Raw genomic sequence first — 26088 nt, forward strand, 5'->3', positions numbered from 1 at the left:
ATAGGGTAACGTTCTGAACTGCTATCAGATCCGGTAGGTTGTCGGAGCGTGCTGGCCCGAAAGTCCTGTGTCTGGAGTGTATTTCTGAATCTGATTGTCCTCAGGGCCTGTCGAGCATGAACTCCCGCGTCGTCCTGCGCCATCATACCCGATACCAGTATGACCGGCCTGTCTTTCTGGGGCGTCAGACCGTGCGTCTGTGTCCGGTTCCGCGCGTGACCTCCGCCATCCGGAATTATGCGCTCGACGTGTCGCCGGACGCTGCGGATGTGCTCTGGAGGCACGATGCTTACGGCAACCGTGTGGCGGAAGTCCGAGTTCCGGAGCGTGTTACGGCGTTTGATGTCTCGGTCAGCATGGAGGTAGATCTGGGTAGCCAGCCGGGGGAGGCAGGAGAAGCAGAAACACCGGTCTGTGCTGCCTACCGGGATGTCGATACGGCTGGGGCGCAGGTGTCCCGCTTTGTCGAAGCCTGGCGGATCGCAGGTGAACAGAGGGTTCCGTCCGTGGTGGCGGATCTCAACAGGGCTGTGGCGGAGTGTCTGACCTATCAGCGCAGATTTGAGCCCGGCGTGTGGACGCCTGAAGAGACGTTGCAGCGGGAAAGCGGTTCATGTCGTGACAGCGCGTGGCTTCTGGTGACGGTCCTGCGGCATCTGGGATTTTCGGCGCGGTTCGTGTCCGGCTATCTGATCCAGCCGGATGACGCCGAGGGCCTGAACTGTGATCTGCATGCCTGGGCGGAAGCGTGGATTCCGGAAAGTGGTTGGGTTGGTTTCGATACGACGTCGGGTCTGATGGTGGCGCAACATCACATTCCGTTAGCAGTCGCCGGACGTCCCGAGGAAACCGCACCCATTTCAGGGCTGCTGGACCGATGCAAGGCTACGTTTGAGGTCACAATGTGTGCCATTCCTCTCTCAGCCGGGAACATTGCCCCGGAGCTGGCTATGATCGGGAAAGCCGGTGTAATGCATTCCCATGAAGCTCTTTGAGTGCCAGTCCTGCGGACAGATCCTCTTTTTTGAAAATACGGTTTGCGAGAACTGCCGTCATTCCGTCGGGTATCTGCCGGAACAGTCGTTGCTGACTGCGCTGGACCCGGCGGGAGAGCGGCTGTGGGACCCACTTGAGCCTTCGGCGCGACAAGAGAGACTGCTCTACTGCTCCAATCATGATTACGACGTCTGCAACTGGCTGACCAAACCTGACCCACAGAGTGACAGATCGTTCTGCTTTGCCTGCCGCTTCAACCGTACGATTCCAAGCCTCGACATTCCCGGGAATCTGGAGCGCTGGCGCAAGATTGAGGTTGCCAAGCACCGGCTTTTCTACACGCTTTTGCGACTCAGGCTGCCAATCCGGGACAGGCGTCAGGACCCTGAAAACGGGCTTGTGTTCGACTTCCTTGATGACGCGCCGGATGGATCGTCGTCTGTCATGACAGGGCATTCCAACGGCGTCATTACCATTGCGATGCGGGAAGCCGATGATGCAACCCGCGAGCGGATGCGCATTGAGATGGGAGAGTATTACCGGACGCTTCTGGGACACTTCCGGCACGAGATCGGACATTATTACTGGAACCTGCTGGTGCGGGATGCTGGTCGGCTGGAGGAATGCAGGACCGTATTCGGGGATGATCGCGCGGATTATCAGCAGGCGCTTCAGGTGTATTATGACAGTCCTGCGCCGCCCAAATGGCAGGACAGTCATGTCAGCGTCTATGCGACATCTCATCCCTGGGAGGACTTCGCGGAAACCTGGGCGCATTATCTGCATATCGTCTCAACGCTTGAAACCGCCTGTGCTTTCGGTGTCAGCGTCAACCCGCGCCTTGAGGGGATCGGTCATGCCTCGGGGCGGACGCTTGAAGATCCGTATACGCAAGCATCTTTCGAAGACATCATGCAGGCCTGGTTGCCTCTGACCTATGCCGTGAACAGTCTGAACCGCTCTATGGGGCTGGCGGATTTTTACCCTTTCGTGTTGACGGCAGGTGTCATGCACAAACTCGCCTTCATTCATCGCCTGATCCGCGAAAGCCAGAGCGTGTGAAGCGAGAGTTCCGGGACAAATCTCTGAGACGTTTTCCGCCCGGATCATCGGAGCCTGCTTCCCTTCAGTCCAGTCGAACTGAAGGGCGCACAAAGGTTTCCACCCAGTCCGAGTAACAGGACATCAGGCCGCGATAATAGCCGAAGAGCTCGATCTGATGCTGGCGATACAGCATCAGATGCGCCAGTCGCGCCGAAAAACCGTGGGAGATGCCTCCGCCCCAGACGGTGCCCCCAGGAAGGGCTGCCCAGCCATTGTATTTTCCAAGGGCCACGATTGCGCCCTTGTTATGGAAGACGCAGCTTGGGACTTTCCGGCCGTGTTCGATCCAAGCAGGAAGATATCGGGCCAGATGTTTGGCCTGCTGTCCCGCGACCTGTGCGGTGGCGGGCAGGGGATCATCCTGAATGAAAGAACAGTCCCCAAGTGCGAAAATGCGTTCGTCGTCAATGGAGGAGAGGTTTGGATTGACGAGGATCTGGCCAGTACGGTTGATGGTCAGGTCGCCATAGGCGGTGGTGACTTCGGGGGCTTTGACGCCTGCGGCCCAGACACGCAACTTGGCTGGAATATAAGATCCATCTTTCAGGATGAAACCATGCGCATCCGCACCTGCAACGCGTGCATTGGTCTGAACAGTCACGCCGATATGTTCGAGCTCTTTCTGGGCGGCCGCAGAAACGGACTCCGGAAAGGCGGGGAGGATACGCGCGCCTGACTGAAGAAGCGTGACATGTAGTTTGGGCGGAGCCTTGCCGAAGGCGTGCAGATTATACGGTCCGACGATTTCCAGAGCCTTGTGTAGTTCGGCGGCAAGCTGAACGCCGGTGGCACCGCCACCAACAATAGCGATGTCCAGTTCGGAAGTATTGGCGAACGCGCGAAGCAGTTCCATACGGAATTTCTCGTTGAAAGCATTGGCCTCTACGAGGTTGTCGATGGACATACAGTGTTCTTTGACACCGGGCGTGCCGAAATCATTGGCGCAACTGCCGATCGCAATGACGATCGTGTCATATTTCATGCGGCGGCTTTCCAGAACGACGGTGCCGTCAGCTTCCAGCAATGGGCTAAGGATGACTTCGCGATTTTCGCGATCAATGGAGGCGACTTCACCGGGCCAGAATTCGAAATGATGACCGCTGGCCTGAGTGATAAAGTTCACTTTGTCGTTTTCGTTGCTGAGCGTGCCAGAGGCGAAGCAGTGCAACATCGGCTTCCAGACATGGGAGAAGCTCTTATCAATCAGCGTGATGCGCGCTTTTCCGGGTTTCCCCATCGATTTTCCGAGGCGCGTTGCGAGAGACAGGCCAGCGACGCCACCTCCGACAATCAGAATTTCAGGTCGAGACAGCATCGGTTTTCATGCCTCCGTTAAGGGGATGGGCAGCAAAAAAAGATACACAGAAAGAGATGTTTACGCCTCGCCACAGCAGTAAACAGTGAGGATCGGAAGAGACTATTATGAGCATTCCGGATATGACGAAAATCATATTCAGGTGACTGTAATAAAGTTCGGTGAGCACTTTTCTGAAATAGGCGCGTGCTCACGGAACTTTATAATGTGATTTTGTTTTTGAGCTAAATCCTGGAATTCTCAAAGATTTTTTAGAAATTTATGGTGAATGTTTCGGCGCAGTATGGGGCTTTATCACAGATGTGTGGATCAGGGCCTTTGCTACAGGCGGCACTGCGTTCCTAATCTCTGGTTGGGGAATATTAGGAATATCTTCTAAAACAGCTCTATCATTACCTGAAACGGTTATCTTAAACTCAAACATCAAACGAAAATGGCTGTGATGTTACTGAAGGCGAACCTCAATAACATCACAGCCGCTTATAATTCTGGATGACAGGTCAGCACTCTGAACCGTTCATCCTCAACTCAATCTGATGAATTGTGGGATCGGGTACTTAGGCCGAAAGTTCTTTCCGAACGATTGCTGCACCTGCACTCAGTGCATTGAGCTTGCCCGTGGCGACCTGCCGGGACAGCGGTGTCATTCCACAATTGGTCGAAGGATACAGCTTGTCCGCATCGACGAACTGAAGAGCTTTTCGCAACGTGTTGGCAACGTCTTCTGGTGTTTCAACGGTGCTGGTCGCCACGTCGATGGCGCCGACCATCACTTTTTTGCCGCGGATAAGTTCGATAAGATCCATTGGAACGCGCGAGTTCTGGCATTCCAGCGAGATCAGGTCGATGTTTGACCGCTGTAGCTTGGGGAAAATTTCCTCATACTGTCTCCACTCCGAGCCCAGAGTGTTCTTCCAGTCGATATTCGCCTTGATGCCGTAACCGTAGCAGATATGAACGGCCGTTTCGCATTTCAGGCCTTCAATCGCCTTTTCCAGCGTCGCAATGCCCCAGTCATTCACTTCATCGAAGAAAACGTTGAAGGCAGGTTCGTCGAACTGAATAATATCGACGCCAGCCGCTTCAAGTTCGCGAGCTTCCTGGTTCAGGATACGGGCAAATTCCCAAGCCAGTTTTTCACGGCTCTTGTAATGTGCGTCATGCAGCGTATCGATCATGGTCATGGGGCCGGGGAGGGCCCATTTGATCGGCTTCTTCGTAAGGCTGCGCAGGAACTTGGCATCTTCGACAAAGACGGGCTTTTCGCGCGACACTGCGCCCACGACGGAAGGAACGCTTGCGTCGTAGCGATTGCGGATTTTGACGGTCTGGCGGTTCTCGAAATCGACGCCACTCAGATGCTCGATGAACGTCGTGACGAAATGCTGACGTGTCTGTTCGCCGTCGCTGACGATATCGATGCCGGCACGGTCCTGATTGTCCAGCGTCAGGCGCAGGGCATCCTGCTTGCCTTCGACCAGTTCTTCACCCTCCAGTTTCCAGGGAGACCAGAGGGTTTCCGGTTTTGCGAGCCATGAAGGCTTCGGCAGGCTGCCGGCGGTCGAGGTCGGGAGAAGTGTTTTCATGATGATTTCGGCCTTGGTGTTTTTGATGGATCAGACGGGGGTTTGAGCAGACCACTGCTCAAGCAGATCATGATACGGCTTGATGAAGCGTTCTTCTGTGAACTTGCCCTGTTCAACGGCCAGCCTGCTGCGTTCCTCACGATCGTAAACGATGCGGGTCAGTGAATAATCCTGATGCTTCAGGCTCGGCTGATAGAAGGCAGGCGCCGGAGAATTGGCATTGTAGATTTCGGGCCGGTAAACGCGTTGAAAAGATTCCATCGTACTGATCGTGCTAATCAGTTCCAGATTGGAGTAATCTGAAAGAAGATCCCCGGTGAAATAGAAGGCTAGCGGGGCAGTTGCATTGGAAGGCATGAAATACCGCACCTTCATGCCCATTTTCCCAAAATACTGATCGGTCAGAGAAAATTCCCGCTGCTCATATTCGTTTCCCAGAACCGGATGATAATTTGCAGTTTTATGATAGGTCCGGTTGCTGGAAACGCTCAGGCAGATGACGGGCATTTTGCCATTCAGCGCCTTGTAAGCCGCCGAACGGATCGCTGACTTGAACAGATTGCCATGAAGATCCCCGTAATGATCGGGAACCTGAAACTCTGAACGGCCCTGATTGTAATCCAGAAGCAGAACGCTGAAATCATAATCGCGAACATAGGAAGAAAAACTGTTTCCGGAGAGGCCCGGGATTCGCTCGTTTTTAATTTTATCAACAATAGTCGTGTTGAGAATTTCTATGAGGGGAAAGACGTCCTGCTTCGTACTGGCATTGATATTCATTTCGATGGAAATGATATCGAGCTCGACAGAATAGCGGTCCGCTTTCGGATTGTCCCAGTGTGCGAGGGAATTGAAACGGTTATCGATCATCTGCAGGACTTTCTGCAGATTTTCCCGCCGGTGCTCACCTCTGGCGAGATTAGCAAAATTGGTTGTCAGGCGCGTGTCGTCCGAAGGTGTATAGTCTTCATCAAACCGGGTTTTCTTGATAGAGAACGTAAATTCGGCAGACATTCCTGTTTCCCCTCGCTTGGGCAGAATCCTCCAGATTATTATTTAAATCTGTTGAGAATTTTATTTGTCCACATCTTTGATTAAGCAGTTTTTATACTGATTGAATTGAGACGCGTTGGAAGACGTTATGCCTGAGAGAGTGTGTGAGAAAAAATGATTTTATTTCATTGATCCATGAAATTTATTCATATGAGGAGTATCTCACCGCATGATGGTCCCACCTAGAAGTGAGAAATGCTTCACAAAACTAAGGTGTCGGGTATATTTTTTAAATCCGCAAACTCAGGCAGGGTCGTTCATGAGTACTGTCAGAATTGATCAAAAATTGAGTCTGTGATTTGCCTCGTCGTAACAGTTCTGCATTCACGATGAATTTTCATGAATTGTAGCGGCATTTAATCTTCATGAAATGAACGCATCTCTCTGGACATCGATCCCGATACACGTTCTCCTGCCTGAACGACGCGCCCGGATAGGGCGTTCATGCGTTATGGCCGTCGACAAACGGCAATGTCTCAACGTGGATGCAAGGATCTCTGAAGCTATGGCCCATCTCAGTCCTCTGGCAGGAAAAACACTTTCCGCTTCCCAGCTCACCGATATCCCCGCTCTGATCGCAGCCTATTATGATCGCAAACCCGATCCGGCCGTCTCCACGCAGCGTGTATCGTTCGGAACCTCGGGCCATCGCGGCTCCTCGCTCCACACCAGTTTCAACGAGAACCACATCCTCGCCATCTGCGAGGCCATCTGTCGTTATCGCAAAGCCGAAGGAATTGATGGGCCGCTCTTTATCGGGATGGACAGCCACGCGCTCTCTGGTCCGGCACAGAAATCCGCCATCGAGGTATTTGCCGCTCATGGCATTGACGTGCGGATTGACGAACATGACGGCTATACGCCTACCCCGGTCATCTCCCATGCCATCCTGACCTACAACAAGGGCCGCACCACGGACCTCGCCGACGGCGTGGTGATCACGCCGTCGCACAATCCTCCGGCAGATGGCGGGTTCAAGTACAACCCGACCAATGGCGGTCCAGCCGATACCTCCATCACCAAAGCCATTCAGGACATGGCCAATGAATTTCTCGCCAACGACCTGAAAGACGTCAAACGCCTGCCTTATGAACAGGCCCAGCAGGAAGCCTGCATCAAGGGCTACGATTTCATCACGCCTTACGTGAATGATCTGGATTCCGTCATCGACATGAAGGCCATTCGGGACGCGGGCGTGAAGATCGGCATCGATCCTCTGGGGGGAGCAGCCGTCGCATACTGGAAACCCATCATCGACCGATACGGCCTTAACGCTACCGTCGTCAGCGATGTGGTGGACCCAACATTCTCCTTCATGACGGCCGATTGGGACGGGCAGATCCGCATGGACTGTTCTTCCCCCTATGCCATGGCACGCCTGATTGAAATGGGAGACCGCTTCGACGTTGCCTTCGCCAATGATACGGACGCGGATCGCCACGGCATCGTCGCCATGCCCGATGGCCTGATGAACCCCAATCATTATCTTGCCGTGGCGATTTCCTACCTGTTCCAGAACCGCCCGGACTGGAGCCCGGAACTTGGCATTGGCAAGACGCTCGTCAGCAGTGGCCTGATCGACCGCGTGGCAGCCGAGATGAGGCGCAAACTGGTTGAAGTACCGGTCGGCCTGAAGTGGTTTGTACCCGGTCTGATGGATGGATCGCTGGGTTTCGGTGGTGAGGAAAGCGCAGGCGCCACGTTCCTGCGCCGCGATGGCTCGGTCTGGACCACGGATAAGGATGGCCTCATTCTGGGTCTGCTGGCCGCTGAAATTACAGCCAAGACCGGCAAGAACCCCAGCGCTCATTATCACGAGATCATCGATCGCCTGGGCACGCCCTATTATGAGCGCATCGATGCTCCTGCAAATCCAGAGCAGAAAGCAAAGCTCAGTAAACTCACACCCGAACAGTTCCCGTTGGAAACACTGGCCGGTGACAAGATCATTAGTAAACTGACCCGCGCGCCGGGTAATGATGCGCCGATCGGCGGACTGAAAGTCGTCACCGAAAACGGCTGGTTCGCCGCACGCCCGTCCGGTACGGAAGATGTTTACAAGATCTACGCGGAAAGCTTCGTCAGCCCTGATCACCTGCGGGCCATTCAGCAGGAAGCACAGGACGCCATTTCAAAAGTATTCGCTGCCTGAAATGAGATTACCCCCGGAGTGCACTCCGGGGGTAATCTCATTACTGTGCAAAATCATGTCGTCAGGAAATATTTTATCTCCTGACGACGTGGCTTTCTGTTAATTATAGACAAGCTCAAAATAGATGCTGCGGCCATAATTCTCTTTTGCTCCCAGACGGTTAAGGTTCTGGCCGTAATACATCCGGGTATGTGAGCCTGCGAGATTGTACACTTCGTATTTCAGGCGAAGATCGTCTGTAATGTCGTTCCAGGCTCCAATATCAAGACTTGGCTGAGACCCGTAACCGTACATCTGCGTCGGATCGTCATTCAGGCCTTCAAGATACTTCGCGGAGTACGAAAAGGACGCTTTGACTGCACCGCGGATCTGCGGGATGTGCCATGTCACGCTGCCGTTGAAAACATATGAAGGCTGTTCGGTCAGTTGCTTCAGCTTGTAAGAAACATTGACGCCTTGGTACGTCATCCGACCACGCATCCACGTGCCACTGGCATTGATATCAAAAGACTGTCTCCAGGGCCCCTTGATACTGCGATCGACCACCGACACTTCAACACCCATCAGGGATGAGTTGTTGGCATTCCGCGGCTGTGTGACATAGGTGAGTTCATCATTGATGATCTGAGTAGATCTTGTCGTGTAAATATCGTGTTTGATCATCTTATCGAAGTAAGCGACGCTAAAGACGCCTTTTCCGCGATCAAAGAATTTATCAAGAGAAATATCGAAGTTCTGTGCTTTACGAGGCATCAGGTTAGGGTTGCCGCGTGACAGTGAACAATTGATATCTCCGGGCTGAGTATTCTGAGAGTCGCCACAGCTATATTGTGCTGCGCGTGCCAGGTCCGTGGGCTGAGGGCGTCCAACAGATTGGCTGTAGACAGCATGAAGTATCAGGTTCTTAGGAAACTCATGCACGAATGTTACTGAAGGGAGTGGGTTGATATAACCACCCCGGTTCTTCTCAATTTTCCCTGTCGGGTTCGATGAGCTGTCAGTTCCTGGAATAAATGAATTGAAATTTACCGAGTCAGCTCGAACGCCAGCTATGAGCTGTGAGTTCCGCCACTTGTAGTGCAGCGAGACATAGCCATCAAATAGCTGTTCCTGATACCGGAAATACGCCAATTGTGTGTAATTATTGGATTTGGCCGTATCAAGCGTCTGTTTGTCCCATGGGAAATTGGCGAGATCGAAAAACGGTCCGTTCGGGTTCCGCATGTTCGGAATAAACATACTGGAGGCCGCGTTGCCACCGGGTTTGTACCAGAGCTGATCTGACGAGTTCGTGGCATTAAGGCTACGCCATTCAAAACCGCTCGCAAATCCAAATCCATGGGAATCCGGGTTAAGATTACGGGTGTAATCAAGGCGAACGTTTGTGACGCCCTCATGATCACGGTCGTATTCCTGCTGAACTGTCTGGAATGCGTAACCGCTATTGAGGAGCTTGTTCATATCAATGATATTGACAAGATCGGCGACATTATTTTTGTCTATAGTATAATCGGCATATACAGCGCCTTTTGCTGTCTCCTTGGGGTAAGCTCTGGCGGTTACATAGGGTTCGTGATCATAATAATCTTCCCATGTGTATCCGGCGCGTAATTTCAGCGTTGAGATATTATCGTGCCAGCTTAAATTGCCAAGAACACCATTGGTATTCATCTGCCAGTTATCTTTTCGGCCGATCGTACGGGCACGATAGATGTATTCACGTCCAGAAGTGGGAGTCTGGTTCCAGATGCCAGAATCGTCAAGCAGGTATTCGTTATGCTCCATGAAGGAGTTTTCCCACCTCTCGTAAGCATAACCCATAACAGATGCACTGAATCCGCTATTTTCGGGATGCCATTCGAGACGTGTAGCTCCACCCAAAGAATTTAGATCATTGGAATAACTTCCGCCGTCAACGTAGCGGGGGGCAGTCATGCCGTTCCACCCGGGTGTGCTCGGATCGTTCGGGCTTAGGATTTTACCTTTGGTGTTATAATAATTGTAGCTGTCTTCCTGCCACTTCTTGGTCGTGTTCCGGGTGCGTTTTTGGTACCGGAACGACGATATAATGCCGAATTCTTTATGCTTTCCAAACCGATCGGAAAAAACAGCCTTGGCGCCCTGTCCCAGATGTGGCGACATGCCGGGTATCCTGTTGGCGCCGGCTGACCCTTTTTCGGTTCCATAAATGCCGTAGGCATTGACGTATTTGTAAAATCCCTCATGATCAAACGCACTGCGAGGGTTCATGTTAATGACCGCACCGATGGCACCGCCATCCTGTTCTGCAGTAAAAGTCTTGTAAATATCGTCTTCTCCCGTCATTTCAGCCGGGATATTTTGCATATTGACGCGCCGACGAATGCTGCCGCCGTCGCTGATGCTCGCTAGCGTCATGCCATCCAAGGTTGTTTGATTGAGATCCGCCGAAACGCCGCGTACACTGATATAGCGCGGTTCGTCACCATTGCGGATGCCCGTAACACCTGGAAGCTGAGTCAGTAACTGGGCGATGGACGTGGCCCCACCAAGGTTGGAGGTGTCATCATAGGTAATGGAGTCAACAACACCCGCAAAATTTCGTTTTGTCCGAAGCTCGTGTCGGCTTCCTTTTACAGTCAGGTTATCCACCATGTCGGCTTCAGCGTCAGCCGATTTCTTGGAAGAGGCCGTACGTAGCGTAATATGTTTCGGATTTGATGCATTAACTTTTAAAGCATTCTTTCCGAGTAATTTGCGAAGGGCCTTCAGGTTGTCCATCTTGCCATAGAGCGGAGAAGATCGCAGGCTATTCGTCACATTGGCGTCGAATGCAACAGAGACCCCGGTCTGTCTGCTAAAAGCTGTCAGGGCAGACGTCAGAGACTGTGCAGGAAGGGAAAAAACGTTCTGGGAATCTTGGGCGGAAGCAAAACTGGGCACAAGACATGGAACGGAAACCGAAAGCGCAAGCGCGAAAGACCGACTTGAGAAAGACATTCGTAAAGCCTTGAATTGGAATAAACAGAGATCTGCTCTCGCTGCGCGGGACGTTTACTGGTTTCTGAGTATTTCTCTTGTTAATGTTTTGTTTCATTTAACGTTTTGTGATGATATTTTGTATTAATTTGGTACTCTTCACGATATTTGATGGTGTAGAGTGTCCAAATCGATTTTGAATATTCTGATAAATTGAAAACATACGATCAATTATTATAAAAATATTTTTGTTCAATATTTGAGATGGGTTCAAAAATATAAATTATTATAAATATAATTTTTGAGAAAATTATTGTGTATTTCAATATATAAAATAATTATCAATAATCTATTTTATATATGATTGGCGATATGATAAACTTTGTGCTGGTATTTTTCTGAAAAACCTTGAGTACCTATTGTCGATACTTCTGATTGGTTTCTCGGTTTTTTGTTGATTATTTATTGTGTCTGACGAATGGCCGCGTGTTTTGCCGCTTTAACCGGCTGGTGCAATACTTTGTATTTGAAGGGTTGGTCGGCCGAGGGTGCAACTATCCAGACGCTGTCATCACGACGGCCACGAAATCACTGAATGCACCTCAATGGCTTCGTGACCGTCTTACATCTCTGGATAACGGCTAAGGACTCTGAACAGGATCGCGACATACCAATATGTAGGTCTGCACAATCTGGATTTAGACGCCTAGAAAGGTGCCGCCGAAGAGGTGGACGTGGAAATGAGGAACTTCCTGTCCGGAATTGGGGCCTGAATTGCTGATGAGGCGAAAGCCATCGTGGGTCAGACCCTGTTCCTCTGCGATTTTCGAAACAGCCCGCCAGAAACCGGTGATTTCTTCGGGAGAAGCTGTTTCTCCGAAATCAGCGATGGAGATGTAAGGGCCTTTTGGGATGACCAGAACATGGATCGGCGCCTTGGGAGCGATATCGTGGAAGGCGAGGGCAAAGTCGTCTTCATAGACCGTGCGCGCGGGGATTTCCTTACGCAGGATGCGGGCAAAGATGTTGTTGGGATCGTAGGCCATGGGCAGGTTCCTGTTCAGCCGATCTTTTCTTTGGGGCGCGCAGCTTTTTCGGCAATGCCACTGGTACCTTCGCGGCGCTTGAGTTCTGTCCAGACGTCTTCAGGCGAGACGCCTGCGTCCACCCACATGACGATCAGATGATAGAGAACATCCGCGCTTTCGCCGATCAGTTCCTTGCGGTTGCCGTTGACGGCTTCAATCAGACATTCGACCGCTTCCTCACCGAATTTCTGGGCGATCTTGTTGCGGCCGCGGGACATCAGACGTGCGGAATGGCTGAGGGATGGGTCGGTGCCGCGACGGGACTGAACCGTGTCGTACAGGCGCTGGAGAATCTGTTCCTTTAGAAGGTCAGACTTCTTGTCATCCTGCTGCTTTGAAGGCTTCGGAGCCGGTTTGGTGGCGGGTTTTCCCATGATCTTATTCTCCAAGCCTGACCGGCAGACCGGCCTTGTTCAGCGCGTTCTTGACTTCATCAATCCGGAACTGGCCGAAGTGGAACACACTGGCCGCCAGAAGGCCACTTGCGCCGACTTCCGCTCCCTCCACGAAGTGCTTTAATTCGCCCACGCCGCCCGAGGCAACAACCGGAACAGTTACGGCGTTGCAGACCGCGCGCAGCAGATCGAGGTCAAAGCCTGCGCGGGTGCCGTCGCGGTCCATGCTGGTTAGCAGGATTTCGCCCGCACCCAGATCCTGCATTTTCCGCGCCCATTCCACGACATCCAGCCCTGTGGGTTCACGGCCGCCCTTGGCATAGACTTCCCATCCACCCTGACCATTGGAGCGCGCATCGATGGCAACGACGATGCACTGGCTGCCGAAACGTTCGGAGGCCTCACGGATCAGGTCCGGGTTTTTGATGGCAGCCGAGTTGACGGCGCATTTGTCAGCTCCGGCCAGTAGCAGACGACGCATGTCTTCGCAGGTGCGCACACCACCGCCCACGGTCAGGGGCAGGCAGATGGCTTCGGCCGTGCGGCGAACGACGTCGAGAATGGTGTCCCGGTTTTCGACGCTGGCAGTGATGTCCAGAAAGGTGAGTTCGTCGGCACCGGCGGCGTCGTAAAGTTTGGCCTGTTCGACCGGATCGCCCGCGTCGCGCAGGGAGACGAAGTTCACCCCTTTGACGACGCGACCGTCCTTGACGTCCAGGCAGGGGATGACGCGGAGTTTCAGCATGACCCGAGGACGTCCAGTGCGTCTTTGAGTGCGATACGACCGTCATAGAGCGCGCGTCCGACGATCGCGCCGGAAATGCCCGGAACGTCGCGAGCGACGTCGCGCAGGGCTTTGAGATGCTCCAGAGTTCCGACACCGCCGCTGGCGATGACCGGAATGGACAGGCGGCGCGCCATATCTGCGGTCTGTTCGAGGTCGAGCCCAGCCAACATGCCGTCACGGGTGATTTCGGTGAAGATCACGGCGGCAACACCGGCATCTTCCATGCGCAGTGCCAGATCGTTGGCTTCCAGCTCTGAAACTTCGGCCCAGCCTTCGGTAGCGACCCGACCCTGTCGCGCGTCAATGCCCGCCACGATGCGTCCCGGAAAGGCGCGGGCGGCCTGACGAACCAATTCGGGGTCCTTGACGGCCACGGAACCTAGAATGACGCGTGAGACACCGGCTTCGAGCCAGCGTTCAATCGCGGCCATATCCCGGATGCCACCGCCGAGTTGTACGGGAAGGCTGGTGGCCTTCACAATTGATTCGATCGCCGGAATATTGGTCGAACGGCCTGCAAAGGCACCGTTCAGGTCCACGACATGGATGTGACGACATCCGGCTTCGGCGAACATGCGGGCCTGGGCACCGGGATCGTCGGAATAATGAGTGGCGTCTTCCATTTCGCCGCGCCGCAGGCGGACGCAGGCACCGTCCTTGAGGTCGATGGCGGGATAAAGCGTCAGTCCGTGTGTCGCAGTCTGGGCTTCTGGTTCGGACGCCGCGCTGGATGCGGAACTGCTGGTGTCAGGCATGGCGATGCTGGACTGCCAGCGGGCGGCCTCGTTCTCGTTTGCCAGAAGTTTTGAGAGAAAAAGTCCGCGCACCGTCTGCCCTCCGATCCGTGCATAATAAGGATGCGTGCCCCAGTGTTCGAACTCGAATGACCGGAACAGCCCGATAGCGGCGACATGCGTTTCGCGGATGTCGCAGTTTACAACCTTGCAGCCAATGGCTTTTGCGCCTTTGAGCATGGTTTCCAGAAGTACACGTCCCAGACCGCGCCCGCGGGCGTAGGGCGCCACGAAAAAGCCGGTCAGGTTGGCGGTCGCCGCATGGGCTTCATAACTTACAGGCGGACGGACAAGCTGCCCCGCACCGCAGATCGTGCCATTGTCACGCACGACATACAGGTTGCGTTCCGGCACGAGCAGCAGGCCTTCGAAATAGCGCGCCAGTGCCTGATGGCCGGGAGGCTGAAGCCAGCCGAAGCCTCCACCGTCCAGAATACCCGCCGATGTGGCCTCGATCAGGGCGTCCAGATCTTCAGGCGACAGCGACGAGACGACCCGTTCGCAGGTGATCGTCATGAAGTCCACCGCAGGAAGTTGCCGAGGATAGTCAGGCCGACATCCTGGCTTTTTTCGACGTGGAACTGCGTGCCGCAGCGGTTCCCGCGGGCAACGATGGCCGGAACCTGCGTGCCGTACTGCGCGGTGGCGACCAGATCGCTGTCCGCGCCATCATGCAGGGCATAGGAGTGAACGAAATAACCGTGATTGCCGGGTGTGAGGCCGTCCGTCAGCAGATGAGCGCCGGGTGTGAAATCCAGCGTGTTCCAGCCCATATGGGGCAGGCGCAGGCCAGCACTGGCGGCTTCATCCATGCGGCGGATATTACCGGAAATCCAGCCCAGACCTTCGGTGCGGCCATGCTCGAGGCCATATTTGCTCATGAGCTGCATACCGACGCAGATGCCGAGAAACGGGGTGCCATTGGCGGTTGCGGTTTCAAGCATGTTGCGCAGTTCGGGGCCAAGGCCCTGCGCGCAGTCCGCGAATGCGCCCTGACCGGGGAGGATCAGTCGGTCTGCGGTGAGGATGTCGTCTGCGTCGCGGGAAATGACGACGTCGGCTTCGATCCCCTTGCGTGTCGCGGCCTTGCGGGCTGCCTGTGCGGCCGAGGCGAGATTTCCGCCATTGTAGTCAATTACGACGACGCGCATGGAAACTCCGGAGATGTGCCGTAGGAAGGGGCGTATTGCTGCTGGTCCATCCAGCGCAGGAGTGCGATGTCCCGGCTGGGTGCGGCGATGGGGGTGCCGGGAACGCGGCCGTTCAGGCGTTGTTCCCACAGCCGGATCTCAGCCGTGAAGCTGGCGAGGACGGCGTGAATGGCTACGACCAGATCAAGCCGGGGCCAGAACCCTTTCAGGACATGCAGCACGATCATGGTGACGGCGGCAGCCAGAAGGGCGGAAATCCACGCGCCATAGGTCAGCAGGCCAAACCAGCCGAAAAACAGGACGCGCCATGAAAAGCCGTCCTGCACCATCACGGGGATCTGCGGTCCGGGAGCATCGGGCTTTATGCAGGGAATATAAAGCTTCACAGCACGCCTTTGGTGGAAGGAATGGCGCCCGCCGAGCGCGGATCTTGCGAAACGGCAACTTTCAACGCGCGGGCAACGGCCTTGAAGCCGCTTTCGGCAATATGATGCGCATTGGTGCCGGCCTTGCAGGTCAGATGCAGGGCGATATGGGCGGACATGGCGAAGGCGCGGAAAAACTCTTCGAACAGTTCCGTATCCATCGTGCCGATCTTCTCCCGCGGGAAGACGACATTCCACGCGAGATAAGGGCGGCCGGAAATATCCACCACGGCTTCACACAGGGCTTCGTCCAGCGGGACAAGCGCATGGCCGAAACGCTCGATCCCACGCTTGTCTCCGATGGCCTGACGAAAGGCCTGTCCGAAAACGATGCCGACATCCTCGACAGTATGATGCCCGTCGATATGCAGGTCTCCCTTGGCCTTCAGGTCAAGGTTGAAGCCGCCATGTTTGGCCAGCGCCGTCAGCATGTGATCGAAAAAGCCGATGCCGCTGTCTACGTCGGAACGGCCTTCGCCGTCGAGCGTGAGGGCAAGGGTGATGTCGGTTTCGCTGGTGGCGCGATGCAGGCTGGCGTGGCGGATGTCGTTCATGACCTCTCTGCTACACCAGCATGGCGCGGATTTCCACGCTATCCGGCTAAGATGCGTACAAAATCCGTACGGACGCAGAAAGAAAAAGCCGGATTGGGGACGGGGCATTCACGAAGGAGACGGTGCGAAAGCACGTCACGTTTCCTTGAAGTGGGCCGTGTCAGGAAATTGCCCTTGGCGAGGAAGAAAGATCGGCCCATATTTCCTGATTATGGCACATCATCATTCTCCCCTCGACGTCCTTCTCTCCCGCGCCTCGACGGACCATCTCGTCGAGCCTCCGCCGAAGGGGGATGATCTCCGCACCATTCTCTCTGCTGGCCTGCGGGCGCCAGATCACGGGAAAATGCGGCCCTGGCGCTACACGGTGATCAAAGGCAAGCATCGCGAGGCCTTCGCCGATCTCGTAGTGGAAGCGATGGGGCGGCAGGAGCCCGATGCGCCTGAAGCCAAGAAAACCAAGCGTCATCATCGCTTTTCCAATATGCCGATGATTATCGCACTGGGCATGCATCTTCAGCCGGAAGGGAAAATTCCCGTCATCGAGCAGGAAATGGCTGTGGCCGCAGGAGCGATGAATGTTCTGAATGCGCTGCACGCATCGGGTTTCGGCGGTATGTGGGTAACGGGTCCGTTCTGTGACGACCGTATCCTGCTGACAGCTCTGGGGCTGCCCGAGCCGCATCGTCTCGCCGGTTTCCTGTTCGTCGGAACGCCCGCGAAGCATTCCGATGAGCGCAAGCGTCCCGAAATCGACGATTACATGGCGGTCTGGAAGGGAGATTCCATCAAGTTCGCCGCGGATGCCGGCTGAACTGATGCGTTACGACGTCATTATCGCGGGTGGTGGTCCGGTCGGGCTGGCGGCGGCCCTCTCACTGGCGCGGGACGGGCGGAAGGTCTGCCTGGTCGAACGCTCATCGCTGGACGTGTTGGCTGATCCGCCCTTTGACGGGCGGGAAATCGCCCTGACACATCATGCATCGGAATGGCTGAAGGCCGTCGGAGCTTGGGACGAAATCCCGGCTGGCAGCATCTGTCCAATGTATACGGCCCGGATTGAGACCGGAAAGACCGGAAATCCGCCCCTTCTGTTCGATGCGCCCGCTAATGGCCCCGATGCGCTGGGGCATATGGTGGCGAACCATCTGATCCGGCGGGCGCTGTATCGCGTGGTTTCGAGGACGCCGAGTGTGGACATCAAGGCTGGAGAGGGCATTGCCAGCTCATGGCACGATACGCGGTCGGCAGGCGTCGTTCTGGCTAATGGCGAGCGTCTTGAGGCTGATCTGCTGATTGCGGCGGACGGACGTTTTTCGCGCCTGCGGACTGAAGCCGGAATCGGTGCCATCGTACACGATTTCCAGCGCAACATCATGGTTTGCCGGATGCGGCACCCCGAACCGCATGCCAATACGGCGCTTCAGTGGTTCGATGAAGGACAGACGATCGCTCTTCTGCCGGTCGCAGCAGATGATCGGCCGGGGTCCTGTTCATCGCTGGTTCTGACGCTGGAGCCGGACGAGATCGCGCGTCTCAAGACGCTCGACGGCAAGGCGTTCAGCGAAGATATCACCGCCCGCACGCAGGGGCGTATGGGGCCGATGACGCTGGAGAGCGCGCGTTGTGTCTATCCACTCAAGGCCGTTTATGCGCATCGCTTTCAGGCGCCGCGCTTGGCGCTGATCGGGGATGCGGCTGTGGGAATGCACCCGATTACGGCGCATGGGTTCAATCTGGGACTCAAGGGACAGGAAGTTCTGGCGCGGGCGATTGCGGACGGGCCGGGCGATGCGGGCGATCCCTCCGTTCTGTCGCGTTTCGAACGTACGCATCGTCTGGCGACCGCGCCGCTCTTTGCGGCCACCAATGCCATTGCGACCGTCTATACCCGTGATGAAGCACCGTTCCTGATGGCGCGTCGGGCAGGGTTGGCTGTGGCCAATCGGCTACTGCCCTTCAAAGCGGCTGTAACGAACATGCTGATGGATCGTCAGGGCTAAGGCATCTGACGGTTCGGTTTCCGGATTGAAAGGGAATGACCGTGAAGGCTTTCGGACATCGACGCGGGACCCGCATGGACGAAGCGGATGCTCTGGTCGAACTGGATATTCCGACGCCTGTTCCGGGGCCTCGGGATGTGATCGTGGAGATCCGTGCGGTTTCGGTTAATCCCGTTGATACAAAACTGCGTTCGATGGACACGCCGGATGGCGAGCCGCGCGTGTTGGGATACGATGCAGTCGGTACGATCGTTGCGACGGGCGGTCAGGTGCGCGGCTTTCGGGCGGGAGACCGGGTATTCTATGCGGGAAGCGCGCAGCGGCAAGGAAGTGATGCACGGTTTCAGGCCGTCGATGAACGTCTGATTGCGCTGGCTCCGAAAACGCTTTCGGATGTCGAAGCCGCAGCACTCCCTCTGACGGCCCTGACGGCTTGGGAACTGTTGTTTGACCGACTGGGTGTGCGATTGGGTGAGATGGATAATCCCGACGCGCTTTTGATCATTGGCGGAGCGGGAGGTGTAGGGTCGATCCTGACGCAGATCGCGCGCCGTCTGACGGGACTGACGGTTATTGCTACAGCCTCGCGCCCCGAAACCACGGATTGGTGCCATGAGATGGGGGCCCATCATGTTATCGATCATCGCAGGCCGCTCGATCAGGAACTGGCGCGGATCGGAATCCCTCAGGTGCGTTATGTTGCGGGGCTTACGGCCTCGGGTGAGCACCGGGATGCGATTGTGCGCTCTCTCGCTCCGCAGGGCGCGTTGGCCTTAATCGACGATCCGGGCGAATTTGACATCATGCCTTTCAAGCGCAAATCTCTTTCGGTGCATTGGGAATATATGTTTGCCCGCCCGATGTTCGAGACGCCGGATATGGCTGTTCAGGGGCGCATTCTGGGACAGATTGCTTCGCTTGTGGAAGCTGGCCTTCTGAAAACCACGCTGCATGAGGTGCTGGAACCGATTGGCATTGCCAATCTGCGGAAAGCTCATGAACTGCTTGAAAGCGGTAAGGGTATTGGAAAAGTCGTGCTTTGCGGCTTTGAATAACACGTTAGTTGAAATGCGCCCGTAGTAGCGGTGTTGACGAAATACAGAGCATGATCAGCCCGAATAGCGCCATCACCTTGATGACAAAAAAGCAGGCGTGATGGCGGGCATCCGCGCCGGTTGCCAGCATCATGAAGGGGTCCGGGTCAGGGAAACCGGTTTTGCTGCCGATCTGTATCAGTTCCAGCGCGCGCTGACGGTTAGCGGCCGCCTGCGCACGACGGCGTGTCATTTCCGTTCCAGAAATGTCAGCTTTTTCGTGTAGTGCGATGAGATAGAGTTCCAGATCTTCGCGACGATATGCGATCTTCCTATCTGGAGTTTGGGTCCGTGCCGGTCCTGTGCCGAGGAGGGTCAGCAGCTTCATTCTGCGTTCCGGCAGCCCCAGATGGACTGCGGCTTCTGCTATGGAGAGGGTTTTGGAGCGTACGGGCAGGTGGAGAACCTGACCGATTGTTTTCTGGCCGGAAAGATGTGTCGGGGATGGCATCGGTCTGGATCCTGTCCTTGCGGAACGGTCTTGACCTTAAGAGCAGGGCCTCCGGAAATCGAGCATTTCGCGGAGTCCTGCGGTATATTTTTAATCAGGCTGTCGTGATGGCGATGCCTTCGGAACGGAACCGGCGGAAGACGTCGAAAAGAATGGCATCCTGCACGCTGCTGGCGTCCCGGGCGGAGGTGAGGGCAACACTCAGGGTCACAATCAGACTGTCTGCCGTAATGGCACTGACCCGGACTTTGGGTGCAGGTGTTGCAAGGACTTCATCGCGATGTGCTGCAACTTCGAGCAACATGGATTTCGCTTTTTCCGGATGCGTCGCCACCGGAACCTGAAATGTCAGGTTGAGAGTTCCCGTCGCCCCACTCAGCGTGGCGTTTTTGACGCTCGTCGTGATGAACTGGGAGTTCGGAACAATCATGGTCGAACCGTCGCTCAGCCCAATATCGGTCGCGCGGATGCTGATGCGTTTGATATCCCCCCGCGTCCCGGCGATCTCGACCATGTCTCCAACGCGCACCGGTCGCTCAGCCATGAGAATAACGCCGGAGACGAAGTTCTGCACGATGGATTGCAGACCAAAACCGATACCGACCGAGAGGGCGCTGACCACCCAGGTCAGGTTTTGTACGGATACCCCGGAGATGGACAGGATGCCGAGACCGACGAGAATCCACGAGCAATAGGTGAAGATGCTGAGGATCGACGTACGGCTGCCGATGTCGAGACGGGTGGTGGGGAAAAACCGGTCTCTGATCCACATCCGGGTCTGGCGGATAGCGTAATAGGCGACCACGGCCAGCACGATGACCAGAACGACTGTGTCGAGCGAGATCTTTACACCGTGGATGGTATTGCCGACGAACAGCAACCAGAAGCGGCTGGTGATGTCTGTTACGCTGAAGTTGCCATCCGTCTGGGCGATGGAAAACAACAACAAAAGCAGCAGGATGTTTCCAAGCCCGGAAAGGATGACCCCGATCTGGGACAGACGACGTTGCGGTAGTCCAAGCTGAATCAGGCGCCGACTGAAGAAGCCCCCTTCTGAAAACAACCGTTCCAGCACGTCGCGCCAGCATAACCCCAGGAGCGCCACAATGGCTACGCCCGTTCCCAACGACAGCAACCAGCCGTTGAGCGTGAAGGCAAAGGCCACATAGCCCAGCAGGATGGAAATAACTGTTATGGCCAGAATCAAGCTGGACACACCCAATGCAGACGGGGCGAAGCCGCGTGTATCGTTCTGGTTTCCCAGCCTGCGGAATGTATCTACAGCGCATAGACCGATGGCAATTGAGAACGCGATTTCCAACAGAAGCTGAAGTGTCTGACCGAAAGCATCCTGAGCCTGAAAGGCTCGCAGCAGATCCAGCAGAAGAATGCTGATGGCCAGAATCCAGTCCACCCCCCGAAGTGCCTTACGCTCGCCCGGGTTGCCTTGTGCCAGAACGCCGCTGCGTCCGAAAACCGGCAGTCCGGCGCCGATGATGAAGCCGCAGACGGGGATAGTCTCACCAATGACGGAACCGATGGGGCCGCCGCCATCAGGCAGCACTGCCGCAGCCCAGATGAACCATGTCAGCGTGGCGATCAGGGCTTCCAGCGCGCCATTAAGCGTGATGGCAATGATGCTGGCAGAGAGAACCTCCTTGACGCTGTCCTCGGTAGCGGGACGGAAATGGGCGCCACAGCGTTTGAGCAGACGCAGCATCAGCGGCGAACTGAAACCAATGGTTACGAACGTGATGGCGCAGCCGATCAGGAGATAGAGCCAGTCTGCCAGAACGCCGCCCGCATGAAGCGAAAAACGGTTCTCGGCACGCTCGGTCAGGAGCGTGTTCCAAAAGCGTGGAGCCAATGGAGAAACCGTGTGTTCAGACAATGCCGCCTGTTGCAGTCGTGAGCGGCGGGTATTGATGGCCGTGTTAAGTTGCTGTGCCTGAAGATTATAGAGCTTGGCTCGTATCAGGGCTGATTTCACAGACCGGGCATTCTGCTGCATCTGCTGGCGCTGTGCAGTGACGGAGGCGTCTTCGTTTTCCACGGCATTTGGACCGAGGATCTTCAGGAAAGACTCAATGATGTTGTCATAGGACTGGATTTGCGTGACCGCGTCCTGAGTGCTCTGCTGGACTTTCTGGATTCGGGACGACAGGCTTTCGAGCTCGCTATTTCCCGTATTGCCGTCTTTACGGTTCAGAGTAGCAAAGACTTGTTGCAGGGCCGTGACGTTATCGTCGAGTTGACGCCCGATAGCGGCAGAGACCGCAGTCCAGCCAAGGCCGGAACTTGCGGGGTCACGCGGCGAATCTTTCCCTGTGTCTTTCGGCGCAGGTTTGGAAGAGACCGTATTTGTCTGGGGCGTGACGGCTTGTGGAGCAGCGAACGCCCCCGGGGGAAGCAATCCTGCAAATAGCAGCCCAACGGAAAGCATAAAAACACTCAGGCCATGCCTACAAACGGCTCCGGAACGCTGTCTGCTTAAAGATCTAGAGGCGCGCGCGGCAGGCCGTTTGGTCATGCGGTGTGTATTCCGTTCAGTGTCTTGGTGGGTTTTCAACGGTTTGCAGGGACAAGGGTTCGATTGCCACGGAGGCACGGATACGAAAAAGGCATCTTTTCCAAAACTGGAAAGGTGCCCTGAACTCCGAAAAGTACTCCGTGTAATCCTGCTGGCAGATCAGTCCTGCCAGTCAACGCCATGAGCGTCTGCAATCGACTCAAAGCCGTCGCGACGCATAGCCTCAAGCAGTTCCTGTTTCAGGCGACTCAGGATGCCGGGTCCCTGCAGCACGAAAGACGAATAGATCTGCACCATGTCTGCGCCCATGCGGATGCGGGCAAGAATGTCTTCGCCAGTTTCAATGCCGCCGCAGGAAATCAGTGCCAGTCGACCCTTGTTCAGCGCCGAGACAATCCGCAGCACATCCCGCGAACGGGCCGCCAGAGGACGCCCGGACAGGCCGCCGGTTTCGCGGGCTGCCGGATCGCGCAGGGTGGCTGGGCGGGCTATGGTCGTGTTGGTCAGGATCAGGCCCTGCGCACCTCCGTCGATGGCAGCCTCAAGGATCGGCTCGTAGGAACTGTCATCCAGATCCGGTGCGAGCTTGATCAGCAGGGGTGGCCGCTCGGGATTGCGCGTGTTGATGGCCGCGAGAAGTTCTTTCAGCATGGCTGCCGACTGAAGATCACGCAGGCCCGGCGTGTTGGGCGACGACAGGTTCATTGTGATGTAGTCGGCATACGGCCGCACGCGAGCCACGAGTTCCGGATAATCCCGTAATGGGTCGGATCCGGTCTTGTTGATGCCGATATTTACACCCAGCGGAACGGTCGGGCCGCGCATCCTGCCATTGGGCATCGGGCGGTGCAGACGGGCGAGGCGTCTGCAGAAGCGGTTTACGCCGCAGCCATTGAAACCCATGCGATTGATGATCGCACCGTCCTCAACCAGCCGGAACAGGCGCGGGCCCGGATTGCCGGGCTGGGGGCGGGGCGTCACAGTTCCGGCCTCGATATGCCCGAAGCCCAGCTTTGCGAGCGGGCGAATGGCGCGGGCATCCTTGTCGAACCCGGCAGCCAGGCCGATCGGGTTGGGAAAGCGCAGGCCGAGTGCGCGGGTCGAGAGAGCCGGCACATCTTTCGGAGCCTGACCACCGAGGCCAAGAGCGAGAGAGTGAATGGCGAGTTCATGTGCCGTTTCGGTGTCGAAGCGGTGCAGAAGCGGGGTGACGAGCGTTCCGAGATCGATCATGAGTCGTTTCCATAGCCTAATCCGTGCTGTGAAGCATCCACCTCACAGCTTTGGGTGATGTCTGGTGGCGTTTTATCTTGGCGGTAACGCAGGGACACGATAGACGCGAACTCATGTCCGATGCCCCCGCTTCTGAATCCTATGACGAGCCTTATCTGGAGACGTGCTGTCGCTCGACGTTGCACCGGCTTCTGCTCTGTGCCGCCACAGGCCGCCCGACAGGTCTGAAAGATCAGCCTTGTCTGGAGCGGCTGCAGAGCTTGGGACTGTCCCAACTGCGCGATGACGGGCGTTTCGTAATCACACAAGATGGTTTGAAGCGGCACAGTGAAGAAATCGGCCCAACGGGCTGAGGTCAGGTTTTCAGAAACTCCAGAACGGCACGGTTGAACTTTTCAGTTTCGTCCAGAAAAACCATGTGAGCACTGTCTTCGAAGTCCATGCCCGTGCAGTTGGGCATGTTCTGTGCGACCCAGGCAGGGCCTGCGGGGTTCAGTATCGTGTCTTTTCGGGCCACCATCATCAAGGCTGGGAGCGTGAAGCGCGGCAGGATATCGCGCCAGTCCTGCGTGGTATGATCGGCCATCATGGCGCTGCGGGCGTGATGGGGGCTCTGCGCCATTTCCCGAAGCAGGAAGGCCTTTTCCTCTTCCGCAAGCGGATGACAGACACAGTTTTCCAGATTGGCCCTGTCGAAGTCGTCCGGGGTAAGGGTCAGTTGCTGCTGCACGGCCGTCAGACCGGCCTGATCGTAACAGTCAGAGTGACCGAGCTTCCAGTCGGAAGAATAATACTGTTTCGGGGTCTGTTGAACGAAAATGGCATTGCGGATGCGCTCGGTTCCGAACAGTTCCAGATACGACCAGATGACCGGACAGCCGATCGACCACCCCAGAACCGTGACATCCCGCAGGTTCAGCGCCACCAACAGGTCCCGCAGATCGGCGGCCAGACGTGCGATCCTGTAACCGTGTGACGGTTTTTCCGAACGTCCATGGCCGCGCAAATCCATGGTGATGACGCGGGCCTGCTCGGAGATCGGGCCGATGTTGCGATGAAAGAAGCGTCCCGAGAACGTCCAGCCATGAATCATTACGAGGGGCCGGCCGTGCCCCTGCTCCTCGTAATGGATACGGATTCCGTCACTGGTCGTGATATGCGGCATGCTCTTCTCCATGAAAGCGCTGGGCGGGTTAGAGTGCAGAAACTGTCACAGAACATAGCGCGCGGACCGTAGGGCGGGTTGCGTTCAAAGGAGCGTTTGCGCTTGCGAGAGTGGGGCGGTAAATTGACTGGGCCATGACTGCTTCTCCTTCTTCTGATCCATTTGAAACCGCCGCTCCGAACCGTGTTCTGAAACCCATTGATCTGGGGCAGGGCGTGGTGATCGAGGACCCGGTGATCCTTGCCCCGCTTTCGGGTGTTACGGATCTGCCGTTCCGTCAGCTTGCGCGCGATCTTGGGGCAGGGCTGGTCGTGTCGGAAATGATCGCCTCTTGGGCGATGATCCGTGAGAACGAAAACACCATGCGCATGGCTCGGATGGCCGAGCGCGGGCCCAATGCGGTCCAGCTTGCGGGCTGTGACCCCGAGGCGATGGCGCAGGCGGCGAAGATTTCGGTCGATGGGGGCGCGAACCTCATCGACATCAATTTCGGCTGTCCGGTGAAGAAAGTCGCAATCGGGCAGATGGCTGGCTCCGCGCTGATGCGGGACGAGGTTCTGGCCGGAAAGCTGCTGGAAGCAACGGCACGGGCCGTGAATGTGCCGGTCACACTCAAAATGCGCATGGGCTGGGACCACAACTCCCTCAATGCGCCGCGTCTGGCAAAAATTGCGGAAGAGAGCGGAATCCGGCTTGTGACCGTTCACGGTCGCACCCGGCAGATGTTCTATAATGGGACGGCGGACTGGCGTTTCGTCAAAACGGTGAAGGACGCGGTGTCGCTGCCGGTCATCGTCAATGGCGACATCAACACCATCCGCGATGCGCGTGAGGCGCTGCATCAGTCTCAGGCCGATGGCGTCATGATCGGGCGCGGCTGCTATGGCCGCCCGTGGTTCACGGCGCAGGTGGCGCAGTCCCTGCGGACGGGCGAGGATGTGCCGGACCCTGATCTGGCGACCGAAAAGGAGATCGCCCTGCGTCATTACCGCATGATGCTCGATCATTTCGGCGAACGTCCAGGACTGCGGCTCGCGCGCAAACATGTCTCCTGGTATTCCGCCGGTCTGCCGGGATCTGCGACGTTCCGCTCCACGATCAATAATGTCGATAACGCCGCTGAAGCCATCGCGCTGCTTGAAGGCTTCTATGACCGTCATATCGAAGCCGGTGTTGTGCGGAACCGCGAAGCCGGACCAGCAGGCAGTCTGAGCCGCGACGGCACGCGTGAGGCGGCCTGAGATCATGCGCCGT

The 26088-nt window shown here is 56.1% G+C and carries 23 protein-coding genes; 8 read left to right on the forward strand and 15 right to left on the reverse strand.

Annotation, left to right across the window (positions count from 1 at the left end; all coding sequences use genetic code 11):
• The first annotated feature begins 116 nt into the window (after positions 1 to 116).
• Positions 117 to 995, forward strand: a complete 879-nt coding sequence (locus ABDK74_RS11790) for a transglutaminase family protein (RefSeq protein WP_346003943.1) — start codon at positions 117 to 119, stop codon at positions 993 to 995.
• Positions 982 to 2058, forward strand: coding sequence for a putative zinc-binding metallopeptidase (locus ABDK74_RS11795; RefSeq protein WP_346003944.1), 1077 nt, complete (start codon positions 982 to 984; stop codon positions 2056 to 2058). Before ABDK74_RS11790 ends, ABDK74_RS11795 begins: the two co-directional genes overlap by 14 nt.
• Positions 2059 to 2122: 64 nt before the next feature.
• Here ABDK74_RS11795 and ABDK74_RS11800 read toward each other — a convergent pair whose 3' ends face one another.
• From ABDK74_RS11800 to ABDK74_RS11810, 3 genes are all read right to left on the reverse strand, one after another.
• The gene (locus ABDK74_RS11800; RefSeq protein ID WP_346003945.1) at positions 2123 to 3415 is read right to left on the reverse strand and encodes an NAD(P)/FAD-dependent oxidoreductase; all 1293 of its coding nucleotides are present in this window, start codon (positions 3413 to 3415) and stop codon (positions 2123 to 2125) included.
• A gap of 557 nt (positions 3416 to 3972) precedes the next feature.
• Positions 3973 to 5001 carry a methionine synthase gene (locus ABDK74_RS11805; RefSeq protein ID WP_346003946.1) on the reverse strand — a complete coding sequence of 343 codons (1029 nt, stop codon included), beginning with the start codon at positions 4999 to 5001 and terminating at the stop codon, positions 3973 to 3975.
• A 30-nt stretch (positions 5002 to 5031) separates the two neighbouring features.
• Positions 5032 to 6015 carry a DUF1852 domain-containing protein gene (locus ABDK74_RS11810; RefSeq protein ID WP_346003947.1) on the reverse strand — a complete coding sequence of 328 codons (984 nt, stop codon included), beginning with the start codon at positions 6013 to 6015 and terminating at the stop codon, positions 5032 to 5034.
• Between the two features lie 544 nt (positions 6016 to 6559).
• Here ABDK74_RS11810 and pgm point away from each other — a divergent pair.
• Positions 6560 to 8206 (forward strand): phosphoglucomutase (alpha-D-glucose-1,6-bisphosphate-dependent), encoded by a 1647-nt coding sequence (gene pgm, locus ABDK74_RS11815; protein ID WP_346003948.1) that lies wholly within the window; start codon positions 6560 to 6562, stop codon positions 8204 to 8206.
• A 99-nt stretch (positions 8207 to 8305) separates the two neighbouring features.
• Here the strand turns inward: pgm and ABDK74_RS11820 are convergent, their stop codons facing one another.
• The 8 genes from ABDK74_RS11820 to hisB form a co-directional block, all read right to left on the reverse strand.
• Positions 8306 to 11185, reverse strand: a complete 2880-nt coding sequence (locus ABDK74_RS11820; protein WP_346003949.1) for a TonB-dependent receptor plug domain-containing protein — start codon at positions 11183 to 11185, stop codon at positions 8306 to 8308.
• A 677-nt stretch (positions 11186 to 11862) separates the two neighbouring features.
• Positions 11863 to 12210: a histidine triad nucleotide-binding protein gene (locus ABDK74_RS11825; RefSeq protein ID WP_346003950.1), complete on the reverse strand. Its 348-nt coding sequence runs from the start codon at positions 12208 to 12210 to the stop codon at positions 11863 to 11865.
• Positions 12211 to 12224: 14 nt separating this feature from the next.
• The gene (locus tag ABDK74_RS11830; RefSeq protein WP_346003951.1) at positions 12225 to 12626 is read right to left on the reverse strand and encodes a phosphoribosyl-ATP diphosphatase; all 402 of its coding nucleotides are present in this window, start codon (positions 12624 to 12626) and stop codon (positions 12225 to 12227) included.
• Between the two features lie 4 nt (positions 12627 to 12630).
• Positions 12631 to 13392 carry an imidazole glycerol phosphate synthase subunit HisF gene (gene hisF, locus ABDK74_RS11835; protein ID WP_346003952.1) on the reverse strand — a complete coding sequence of 254 codons (762 nt, stop codon included), beginning with the start codon at positions 13390 to 13392 and terminating at the stop codon, positions 12631 to 12633.
• Positions 13386 to 14744 (reverse strand): 1-(5-phosphoribosyl)-5-[(5-phosphoribosylamino)methylideneamino]imidazole-4-carboxamide isomerase, encoded by a 1359-nt coding sequence (hisA, locus tag ABDK74_RS11840; protein ID WP_346003953.1) that lies wholly within the window; start codon positions 14742 to 14744, stop codon positions 13386 to 13388. The genes hisF and hisA overlap by 7 nt, the downstream gene beginning before the upstream one ends.
• Entirely contained in the window at positions 14741 to 15379 is a 639-nt protein-coding gene (hisH, locus tag ABDK74_RS11845) for an imidazole glycerol phosphate synthase subunit HisH (RefSeq protein ID WP_346003954.1), read from the reverse strand. The genes hisA and hisH overlap by 4 nt, the downstream gene beginning before the upstream one ends.
• Entirely contained in the window at positions 15364 to 15765 is a 402-nt protein-coding gene (locus tag ABDK74_RS11850) for a hypothetical protein (RefSeq protein WP_346003955.1), read from the reverse strand. The genes hisH and ABDK74_RS11850 overlap by 16 nt, the downstream gene beginning before the upstream one ends.
• Positions 15762 to 16358, reverse strand: a complete 597-nt coding sequence (gene hisB, locus ABDK74_RS11855; protein ID WP_346003956.1) for an imidazoleglycerol-phosphate dehydratase HisB — start codon at positions 16356 to 16358, stop codon at positions 15762 to 15764. Before hisB ends, ABDK74_RS11850 begins: the two co-directional genes overlap by 4 nt.
• Before the next feature lie 211 nt (positions 16359 to 16569).
• On the opposite strand from hisB, the gene ABDK74_RS11860 reads away from it, so the two are divergent.
• From ABDK74_RS11860 to ABDK74_RS11870, 3 genes are read left to right on the forward strand one after another with little or no spacing between them, the layout of a single operon-like run.
• A complete protein-coding gene (locus ABDK74_RS11860) occupies positions 16570 to 17172 on the forward strand; it encodes a nitroreductase (protein ID WP_346003957.1) in 603 nt (200 codons plus the stop codon).
• A gap of 4 nt (positions 17173 to 17176) precedes the next feature.
• On the forward strand, positions 17177 to 18361 hold the full coding sequence (gene ubiM, locus ABDK74_RS11865) for a 5-demethoxyubiquinol-8 5-hydroxylase UbiM (RefSeq protein WP_346003958.1): 1185 nt from the start codon (positions 17177 to 17179) through the stop codon (positions 18359 to 18361).
• A gap of 41 nt (positions 18362 to 18402) precedes the next feature.
• On the forward strand, positions 18403 to 19416 hold the full coding sequence (locus ABDK74_RS11870) for a zinc-binding alcohol dehydrogenase family protein (protein WP_346004221.1): 1014 nt from the start codon (positions 18403 to 18405) through the stop codon (positions 19414 to 19416).
• Between the two features lie 4 nt (positions 19417 to 19420).
• Here ABDK74_RS11870 and ABDK74_RS11875 read toward each other — a convergent pair whose 3' ends face one another.
• The 3 genes from ABDK74_RS11875 to ABDK74_RS11885 form a co-directional block, all read right to left on the reverse strand.
• Positions 19421 to 19906, reverse strand: coding sequence for a hypothetical protein (locus ABDK74_RS11875; RefSeq protein ID WP_346003959.1), 486 nt, complete (start codon positions 19904 to 19906; stop codon positions 19421 to 19423).
• A 94-nt stretch (positions 19907 to 20000) separates the two neighbouring features.
• Entirely contained in the window at positions 20001 to 22349 is a 2349-nt protein-coding gene (locus tag ABDK74_RS11880; protein ID WP_346003960.1) for a DUF3772 domain-containing protein, read from the reverse strand.
• Positions 22350 to 22595: 246 nt separating this feature from the next.
• On the reverse strand, positions 22596 to 23669 hold the full coding sequence (locus ABDK74_RS11885; RefSeq protein ID WP_346003961.1) for a quinone-dependent dihydroorotate dehydrogenase: 1074 nt from the start codon (positions 23667 to 23669) through the stop codon (positions 22596 to 22598).
• Between the two features lie 113 nt (positions 23670 to 23782).
• On the opposite strand from ABDK74_RS11885, the gene ABDK74_RS11890 reads away from it, so the two are divergent.
• The gene (locus ABDK74_RS11890) at positions 23783 to 24022 is read left to right on the forward strand and encodes a hypothetical protein (RefSeq protein ID WP_346003962.1); all 240 of its coding nucleotides are present in this window, start codon (positions 23783 to 23785) and stop codon (positions 24020 to 24022) included.
• 2 nt (positions 24023 to 24024) lie between these two features.
• Here ABDK74_RS11890 and ABDK74_RS11895 read toward each other — a convergent pair whose 3' ends face one another.
• The gene (locus ABDK74_RS11895; RefSeq protein ID WP_346003963.1) at positions 24025 to 24834 is read right to left on the reverse strand and encodes an alpha/beta hydrolase; all 810 of its coding nucleotides are present in this window, start codon (positions 24832 to 24834) and stop codon (positions 24025 to 24027) included.
• A 134-nt stretch (positions 24835 to 24968) separates the two neighbouring features.
• On the opposite strand from ABDK74_RS11895, the gene dusB reads away from it, so the two are divergent.
• Positions 24969 to 26075: a tRNA dihydrouridine synthase DusB gene (gene dusB / locus ABDK74_RS11900; RefSeq protein WP_346003964.1), complete on the forward strand. Its 1107-nt coding sequence runs from the start codon at positions 24969 to 24971 to the stop codon at positions 26073 to 26075.
• Positions 26076 to 26088 lie beyond the last annotated feature (13 nt).

The sequence above is a fragment of the Gluconobacter sp. OJB genome, assembly GCF_039638275.1.
Classification (GTDB): Bacteria; Pseudomonadota; Alphaproteobacteria; order Acetobacterales; family Acetobacteraceae; genus Gluconobacter; species Gluconobacter cerevisiae.